Genomic DNA, 8368 nt, shown 5'->3' with positions numbered 1-8368 from the left:
CTGCTCTACTCTCGTTTTCAGAATGAATAAACAGGACATCCACGAGAATAAACAGGTCTTCCATAAATCCAGAGTAAAATCTTCAGTAAAACGTTGGTTCAATTTTTATGATTAGTAAATTTATGGATGTCCTGTTCTTTTGGCTTTAGAGCAAACTCCACCAGCCTGGCTTTTCGCTCTTCAATGGATTGGGCAGTCCATTGACCATTGTCTAAATAGTTCTCAAGTTCATCTGGGTTTTAAGGATTTGTAATTAAATAACATCCTAACCCATCACTCATTCAAGAACGGAAGCATAGCTCCATTTAGGATTTGCCAAGAAAGAAAATTGCCACGGAGACACGGAGAAGAGAAAAAGCTTTTCCTCCGTGTCTCCGTGGCTAAATCTTTCATCCCGAGGGTGACGAACAATCGTCATGAGCATTTGTGCTAAAACAACGTCCCTATTTAACTCAGACCCCGTTCGTCCTGAGCCCGTCGAAGGACAAAACTCCGAGGCCGACAATCAAGTCCGTACCAAACACCCTTCGACGAGCTCAGGATGAACGGAGGTCAAAATTCAAATCGAGGTGTCTGAGAAGCAAGTTTCCAGGTTTTACAAAACAGTACACTTGTTTAGCCTGAAACGCCTCTCAGGAGGAGGTTCTTCTCCTCGATACTCAGCCAGCTGTTTTCGGGTAAGCCGTTTTTCATCCAGATTGTCATAAAGTTCGTCAATCGGACCCAACAAGGTTTTCACAATGTAATCACCTTTACTAAAGCTGATTTTATTTTTCTGAGCCGTTAATACTTCATTTTTTTCAGACTCATAGTCATCCAAAACATCCAAATAAGGAGCACTGTCATCTAACTTATTTAACCAGCCGATTTCCTCCTTATTGTCCGTGCATGCCATAATCGAAGTTGGGCAACGAGCAGGGTCTTCTCGCTTCGTTAAACAGTCGATAAATCCTTGGGTATCTTTGCACCACCGGTTCCCCTTTAAAACATTTGGTTCACCATCGGTAGCCACAAGAATAAGCACTTTATCATCCGGGCTTCGGAGCTTGTCACTTATCACTTGCTGGTAGGTCTTTTTCAGGGGAGTGTAGCCATTCGGGGTTTTTTCGAAAAGACGTCTGGCTTCTTCCGGTTGCGTAATATTTAAGTGCTTGCCACCATTCAGGAAGTATATATCGATACCATCTTTATCAAGTGCTGTTGCAAATTCGACAATATCAGCAACACGGGAACAAAGCTCTTGCCAACGAGTGGGAACCATGGCGTATGGGTTATCTTTAGGAACTTCATGCGCAAGACTTGTCATGGAGGAGCTATCATCAGCGACGATAACAATATCATAGTCCTCAAGCTGACGAAGTTTACATACCGCACCACCAGAGAGTTCATATCTCTGCGCCAGACCTTGAAGCCTTGTCATTCTCTCAGCATCAGTAAGCACAGAAACCCCAGGCGCTGATGCAACCACGCCTGTTGTGGTACCATAAGCAGAACCGTTAAGACCAGTAGAGGGACTGTACGGTGGCGGAAAATTAGCTTGTTTCATTTCTGATAACTCCTAAGTAGGCGATAGTTTGCTATCAGATATTTTCGATCACTTGATAAAAAATAAGTTCCCAGTTTTTTGATCAAGGCATCAGCAGTCGATGACAACCCCGGGATTTTTCGGCAGAAAAGGTAAACAAGATCAGATTACTGGACGATATTAAAGCTGTCCACCGGGACGAGGCAAAGGTTGACCCTGGTCATTAAAGCAATCAGCAATTAACGGGACATCCATAAATCCACGAATTCGAATTAACGGGAATTAGGAATTAACGGGACATCCAGAAAAATAAACAGGACATCCACGAGAATAAACAGGTCTTCCATAAATCCAGAGTAAAATCTTCAGTAAAACGTTGGTTCAATTTTTATGATTAGTAAATTTATGGATGTCCTATTCCTTTCCTCCTATTCCTTTCCTATTCCTTTCCTACCGCCATCGCCCGGGCTATAGCGATGCGCTGACGCTGCCCGCCAGAGAATTCATGGGGGTAACGCAGCCGCCTGGCGAACTATCGTACATCAACATTGGTATGCTTACCCATCAGGTTTATGGAACTATCGTTTGCCAGTGCTTTTTGAGAAGTTACAAAAATAGCTTTTCCCGAAATTGATGGGTTTGCGCATAATTTCCGGAATCAGTAGCCAAGCAGAGAAATATTTAGCAGCTATATTTGGTTGCGTGCTTCTGTTTTCAAGGGATTCAAGGTTTCCGGACAGACACTAATGACGATAAACTCGCATAGATTAATCAAGCAGAGAAATATTTAGCAGCTACGCTTGGTTGCGTGCTTGTGTTTTCAAGGGATTCAAGGTTTCCGGACAGGCACTAATGACGATAAACTCGCATAGATTAATCAAGAACTCGCATAGATTAATCAAGAAGTCACTGATTCAGGTAGGATGTTAAGTATTACTCGAGTTTAGAGAATTACTTGTACGGTCATGCTTCTTGAAGCCCGCTAAATACGGGGCTTTATGAATTCGTATCAGAATGAAATTGCCTATTACCGCTATATGACCCGTACTTTGGAGTTATTGAGTAAGATGGATTTGACAAAAATACGATAATTCAGGTCAATTTCACTGTTACTCAAATTTGAAAACCCGAAAAACGCCCTGTTTATCCGTTGTGCTGCAAGGGCTGCGGGAAATCGAAATAATCTGCACATTTGTGCATGCAATTCTCTAAACTCGAGAAGTATTAAAGCCACCTGAGAAACCTTAAAGCTGATCAGCCAACCTGCGAAAGGGACGGAGTTATTTATGACATATGGAGCTTCAGTGCACGATAATAAAAGTTTTACAGGATGTAAGAGTACATTCGATAAAAAATCCGAAGGTATTGGGGTAGCTCAAGACGATGCTGAAAGTGGAGGTTCAGGCTCTAATGCTTCAATTAAGATTTTGTTTGAAACAGAAAAACATCTGGAGAGGGCAGAAGCCGATCCCACTAATACTAATAAAGTAAACAGAGTCTACCAGAATAGTTTCAGGGAAATGGCGGGCAAAACATCAGAGGACTCAATTTTACATGGAGATGGACAAAAAGTAAAAGTAATAAGCCCTGAAATAAAATACTCAATTAAGATACCCGGAGATGCTGCAGGGAACTCAATGGCAGATCACTTGGCAGCTGAAGATCAAAAGCATTATAAATTACTCTCTATCTCTATATCATTCATAAGAAACTATCTTGATTGTGACCTGAACGTGATTTTAAAATACGATTTGTTTGAACGTATAAAACCAAAACTTCTCAGAATCAGGCCTTGCGCATATATTGAAATAATCGATTTGCTAGAAGGTAAAAGTAATGATCTTAATACAGTACCACAACAATACAGAACGCCAGATCTCTTAAGAATATTGCTGCAGACTGGAGGGGAAAAAGAAAATATTCCTAATGATTGGCTTAATGCTTATTTTTGCGGAGAATATTACCTATTTTTAGATTTTCCAGATGAATGCAAACAATGTATAATTAAGCACAATGTTACTTTATACAGCCTCACCACATTCTGTAACTCCATAGAGAATTTTAGACACTTGCCAGATGAAATAAAGTGTTGTGATGGTTTCTTGAAGTTTGTGTGTAAAAACTTTGATTCTGCTATAAAAGTCGTACCTGATTCATATAAAACAGAAAGTCTTTGCTGGACAGCCTGTGAAAATAATGGTACTGACTTAATGTTTGTACCTGAAAAATATAAAACAGAAAAACTTTGCTTGCTAGCCTGTAAACGCGATTATTCTGCTTTTTCTTTTTTACCTAAACCCTATACCTACAGATCAGAAGAGTTCGCCTTGCTAGCCTACCAAGCGTGTGAAAAACATGGACAATTTATCGATTCAATTCCGGAAGCGCTAATCACCATGGACATGGTCAAGGTAGCCTGTAAAACCTTTCCTAGCGCCATTCAATATTATTCCGGGCCAGGAGACTATGCCTTATGGTGCGCCGAAGTTTCCTATAATTTTAGACATTATGTTAATAAAGGTAGGATTACTGATCTTAATGAAAAGTATCAAACCACTGATTTTTTTCTTGATGTTTTTCGTAATAACAGGTTTGCTGACATCGTTAATCACCTTCCCAAAGAACTGATAAGCAGAGATCTATACGTTGCTATCTGTAAGGAATCTGGTGCTAATTTACAATATGTCCCGCTAGAAAGTAGAGATGAGGAATTGTGCAGGATTGCCTGCAAGAGTAAGTTTGGGATTGGGGTTATCTCTGCGTTTAAATCGATTCCTGACAACTACAAAACAGAAAATTTTTATCTCAGTATTTTCCAGGATAATTATCGAGCAATTGTTTGTTTTCCAAGAGAAAAAAAGTATAGAGCTCAGTTTCAGGAAGCTTTTATCAAAAGTCGGTACGATTTTTCACTCATTCCTAAACCATTCCTGAATCAGGATTTGTGCAAAGACGCTCTGAAACATGGACGTGATCTTAAAAAGATCCCCCACTCGTTAAAAAATTTGGAGCTTTGCCTACTTTCTATAGAGCATCATAAGTCCCCATTAGAACAGATAGCTCATATTCCTCCTGCTTTATGGGATAAAATAACAAGGCAATGTGACATAACCTCATTGCCGCGAATCCCCAGAGGCACGGCCCTTATAAATATCCAAACGCGCATAATCAATGCGCTCAGGTCTTACATGCTTAGCAGTATTAATAACCAATTGGACGTAATGACCCATGGCTTTCTGACTCATGGTATCAAGCAGCAATTACTGCATTTTTTGTACCCGACAGGAAAAATGCCGTTCACTACCGATGAGTCAGCCAGGTTACTCACTGATTCTAATCCTCTGGTGCATCAGCTGTACAATCCGTTTTCCATTGACCTGATAACTGCTTGCTATCAGGCGAGAACGTTTGCCCCTGACCATGGGGATATTGCTGTACGTCTGGAACAGTTTATAGAGCAGGAACTGAAAAGCACTGACGCCAATACCCTGCAAGAATGGAGAGGATCATTCCCGAAAGGGACGATCATCGTCGGTGGACGAACCCTGAAGCTGCCAGAACATGGCCAGCACCTCTATTTTAAACTGCAAAGGCAAGGAGAACCGCTGGAAGTATTAATGCAAGAGGGGTTTGTGCACCAGTTTCTGGATCAAGCGTCACTGAGAGACAACTTGCATAGTGATGTTCCCTATTTTAAAGCGTTCATCAGAATCCCGGTTACGCAGCTACCTGATGTGTCTGGATTCCATGATTCCCTGGCTATTGTGGATATCGAGGGCAAAAAATATGTAAATGCCTATTGCTACCGGGCATCACCGGATTACTGCACTTACGCACATGCAAAGGACACCGGTTCCGAAACCCCCTATGACAGATCGGTAAAGGGAATATACAAGGCCATGCATGATACCGCATGGCTTATGAATCGCGGTTTACTGTACACGTCGATACTGCCCGCATTTCACAATCGCAAACAGTACCGTCCCTGGTTCTATCTGCATGGATTATTAGGTTATAACAAGGGGTTACTCCATAAAAGGCACGCTTACCCCGGCTCATTTAGAGCCTGGAACACCACGGCAACCGATAAACCGGATTTTGGCTGGGACGGTTTCCGGGATCTTGGTGACTATGAGTCCTTCGGGAAGGTCAGCAGTTATTTCAACACCCCGCTGCGTTGTCAAAATACGCACCCGGAAGGCGTCATACAGCGGGCAGCCTTTGCTAACTGCATGGCAGAAATACTGTTATCTGCCGTCCTGCTGCGATCACGTTTGTATCAGGACGCACCGGGTTATCATTATAAAAATAAAGACGCAGTGAACCTGCTGAAACGTTTTATTGAAACGATCTTCAAACACTTTCTAAGGGGGCTGGCACTGGCGGAACCTGATCTGCAAACACTGTTGAAGCTCAATGTCCCGGATTATGACCAATGTTTAACTCGGGCAGCCAGGGAGGTGCTTTACTGGACCGCAAGGCAACCTTCAGATAAGCCCGGTGACGAAACGATTAACCACGATTGCTTCAGCGCTGATGTTAATAGTGGGCAACTGAGCCCGGAACTGTACCCGGATGGCAATGTGTTCGGTCATATATATCCGACACACTTTCATGATTCAAAGGGTGGAATTAATCTGTCTGCCGATGGTTCCACATTTGTTCTGCTGACGCTGACCAACATGATATTTAAAACCTGCGCCGAAGTGATGAGAGCTAAAGCCACCCCCCCTCTATACCCCCTTCGCCTCTCCTGAATGTCCAAACCGGCTCAGTTCAGGTTAAGTGTTGGTGTTTTTCCACAAGTCGCTGAAAGCATGCTGTAGCGAGGGACTCAGTAATTTCGAGAATTTCGCGGCGTTACTGGCTTTGGGGCGTATACCAACACTTAACCTGAACTGAGCCTCCAAACCTAAACATGAGTCCTCAATGGCCTGCTATTCAGAAGTTCTGGACAATGGCCAGTATACGATTGATGGCTGAAAGCCTTTCCGGTCCATTTGGCAATTTTTTCATCCGGTCATAGAGCCGGTCATATTCCGCGTTTTCATAGTTGCTGGTGTTGCTGCCATCGCACCGGCACTTAATCAGGTTCCGTTGCAAATATTTCGATAGACCATAAAAACCTATCCCCCAGACACATTTATCCTTCGGGGGAATAAAAGTAATCCCAGTCACTGGCGGATTGGGTTTTGTCATACTGGCCTTTGCGAATCATGTGACATAACTCCACACCTTTCAGTGCTCTCCGGGCTGTCTTGAAACTCTGAAACCCGAGCATGGGGCGGGTTCGCCGTTTCACGCCTCGATGATCCTGCTCTACCAGGTTATTCAGGTACTTGATCTGGCGAACCTCGATCTTCGGTTTCCCGGCTTTTACCTGCTCTTGGTTGAGCTCGTCGAGTGCCGCTGTGTTAGATCCGCTCTTGTCGATGGTGACCTTATCTGGCATGCCGTTGAGCCGGATAGTCTTTCTGAAAAAACGGAGTGCTGCCTTCTGGTCACGCTTCTTGGTGAGCAGGAAATCCACGGTCTGGCCCTGGGTATCTACAGCTCTATAGAGATAGGTCCACTCCCCTTTGACCTTTATATAGGTCTCGTCCATTCGCCAAGAAGTGCCGCTCACCTTGCGACGTTTACGGTGTTCAGCTTCAAGCTGGGGAGCATATTTCTGAACCCATCGATAGAGTGTTGTGTGATCCAGCTGAATACCCCGTTCTTCCAGAATTTCCTTAAGATCCCGGTAGCTCAAACAGAATCGTAAATACCAGCGAACAGCCTGAAGAATGACATCTTTTGGAAAGTGGCGACCGGAGAAATCCATTTCAGGGTCCATCTTGATAGCAGCAATGGTGAAGATAGTACTATTACTCTTCACCAGCTGGCGAGTTTGCAACAGAACCGTTGCAGAGCCCTCCATTGAGGTGCTAGCCAATGGCTTTGAGAAGGTGGCCAAGCCCCTTGCCCAGGCTACAGAATACGGTTGTACCAATGGCATCAACAATGTTGCCCGCATGGTGCATCAGGTAACCCGGCAACCCGGGCTAACGGGTGTTAAGTTAATCAATACGGGTACACTGCTGATGCTGGGGGGCCGGTTTATGTGGGAGCCAGCGCCTTGTTCTATGCCTATAATTTTTCTACGCTGAGAACGAGCGCTGAGAACGAGTGAGAACGAGGACATCCATAAATCCAGGGTGAAAACTTAATTAAAACGTTGGTCGAATCTATGCGGATAGTAAATTTATGGATGTCCTGTTCCTTTAGTAAATTTATGGATGTCCTGTTCCTTTTCTGTTCCTTTTGATAGTAAATTTATGGATGTCCTGTTCCTTTCCTGTTCCTTTCCTGCTTTGTGGATGTCCTGTTCCTTCCTGTTCCTTCCTTTGTGGATGTCCTGTTCCTTTCTTTTCCTGTTCCTGTTCCTTTCTTCGACCCAATCGAAACCAACATCAGGCACCTAAATGCTGCCTATCTTCTGCCGATTTATCTCGGCGCACTGGATGTCCTATTCCTCTCCTATTCCTCTCTGTCCTATTCCTCTCTATTGAGAACGAGGACATCCATAAATCCAGGGTGAGAGAACGAGGAAAAGAGAACGAGGACATCCATAAATCCAGGGTGAAAACTTAATTAAAACGTTGGTCGAATCTATGCGGATAGTAAATTTATGGATGTCCTGTTCCTTTGCTGTTCCTTTGTGAATGCCTGCCATCAGGGGTCTGTCGTGCCTGGTAATCACGGCAAGCTTTCCGGCTTCTGCAGTACGGGAGAGATCACCCATCCGCTCCCGCAGATCTCTTATACCAAACAACTCCATGGTCTCAATACCTGTCTGATCAT

Annotated in this window: 6 protein-coding genes; 2 read left to right on the top strand and 4 right to left on the bottom strand. The window is 43.7% G+C overall.

From position 1 onward, the window contains the following. Positions 1–595: 595 nt before the first annotated feature. Positions 596–1546, bottom strand: a complete 951-nt coding sequence (locus tag RM811_RS02255) for a hypothetical protein (protein WP_402520351.1) — start codon at positions 1544–1546, stop codon at positions 596–598. 1283 nt (positions 1547–2829) lie between these two features. Between RM811_RS02255 and RM811_RS02250 the strand changes: the two genes are divergently transcribed. Beyond that, complete coding sequence (locus RM811_RS02250) at positions 2830–6282, top strand: hypothetical protein (protein WP_402520349.1); 3453 nt, start codon at positions 2830–2832, stop codon at positions 6280–6282. 184 nt (positions 6283–6466) lie between these two features. On the opposite strand, the gene RM811_RS02245 is transcribed toward RM811_RS02250, so the two are convergent. Both RM811_RS02245 and RM811_RS02240 read right to left on the bottom strand, forming a co-directional pair. Continuing rightward, complete coding sequence (locus tag RM811_RS02245; protein ID WP_402520347.1) at positions 6467–6628, bottom strand: hypothetical protein; 162 nt, start codon at positions 6626–6628, stop codon at positions 6467–6469. Positions 6629–6668: 40 nt separating this feature from the next. Continuing rightward, entirely contained in the window at positions 6669–7361 is a 693-nt protein-coding gene (locus RM811_RS02240) for an IS6 family transposase (protein WP_402520353.1), read from the bottom strand. 1 nt (position 7362) lies between these two features. Here RM811_RS02240 and RM811_RS02235 point away from each other — a divergent pair, with 1 nt between their 5' ends. Beyond that, positions 7363–7674 (top strand): hypothetical protein, encoded by a 312-nt coding sequence (locus RM811_RS02235; protein ID WP_402520354.1) that lies wholly within the window; start codon positions 7363–7365, stop codon positions 7672–7674. Positions 7675–7769: 95 nt separating this feature from the next. Here RM811_RS02235 and RM811_RS02230 read toward each other — a convergent pair whose 3' ends face one another. Then, on the bottom strand, positions 7770–7985 hold the full coding sequence (locus tag RM811_RS02230; protein ID WP_402520345.1) for a hypothetical protein: 216 nt from the start codon (positions 7983–7985) through the stop codon (positions 7770–7772). Positions 7986–8368 lie beyond the last annotated feature (383 nt).

The sequence above is a fragment of the Endozoicomonas sp. genome, from assembly GCF_031844845.1.
Lineage (GTDB): Bacteria > Pseudomonadota > Gammaproteobacteria > Pseudomonadales > Endozoicomonadaceae > Endozoicomonas.
This window is presented reverse-complemented; position numbering and strand designations above follow the sequence as displayed.

What these genes read in the sequence shown, in the direction of transcription:
- RM811_RS02255 (WP_402520351.1), bottom strand. Translation starts at nt 1,546, where the DNA reads ATGAAACAAGCTAATTTTCCGCCACCGTACAGTCCCTCTACTGGTCTT.
- RM811_RS02240 (WP_402520353.1), bottom strand. Translation starts at nt 7,361, where the DNA reads ATGGACCCTGAAATGGATTTCTCCGGTCGCCACTTTCCAAAAGATGTC.